Annotated in this window: 1 protein-coding gene; it reads left to right on the forward strand. The window is 64.4% G+C overall.

Annotation, left to right across the window (positions count from 1 at the left end; genetic code table 11):
- A partial coding sequence (locus tag DYU11_RS32885; RefSeq protein ID WP_119671991.1) for an SdrD B-like domain-containing protein occupies positions 1 to 528 on the forward strand: 528 nt, incomplete at both ends.

Raw genomic sequence — 528 nt, forward strand, 5'->3', positions numbered from 1 at the left:
ATGCGGGTGAGGTGGGCATCGCCGGGGTAGCCGTGCAGCTCTTGGCTGACGGTGGAGTGACACCGGTGGCCTCGACCACCACCAACGCCAGTGGCGTCTACAGCTTCACGGGCCTGACGCCTGGGGTAAGCTACACAGTGGTCTTCGCAGCCCCGACGGGCTACACGGCCACAGTGGCTAACGTAGGTAACGATGCCACCGACAGTGATGCGGACCCGGTGACGGGTCGCAGTGGCAGCTACACGCTGGCGGCTAACGAGAGCAACCTGACGGTAGACGCAGGCTTCTTCCGCCCGGCTTCATTGGGTGACAAGGTCTTCGTTGATGCCAACCGCGACGGGCTGCAACAGCCCTCGGAGACGGGTCTGGCCTCGGTGACGGTGACCTTGGTAAGCAACGGCACGGCCCTGGCCAGTGTGGTGACGGGCGCTGATGGCGTCTACAGCTTCACGGGCCTGACGCCGGGCGTGCCTTACTCGGTGAGCTTCACGGCTCCTGCCAACTTCACGGCCTCTACACCAAATGTGG

Origin of the sequence: Fibrisoma montanum (genome assembly GCF_003583365.1) — a bacterium.
Taxonomy (GTDB): Bacteria; Bacteroidota; Bacteroidia; order Cytophagales; family Spirosomataceae; genus Fibrisoma; species Fibrisoma montanum.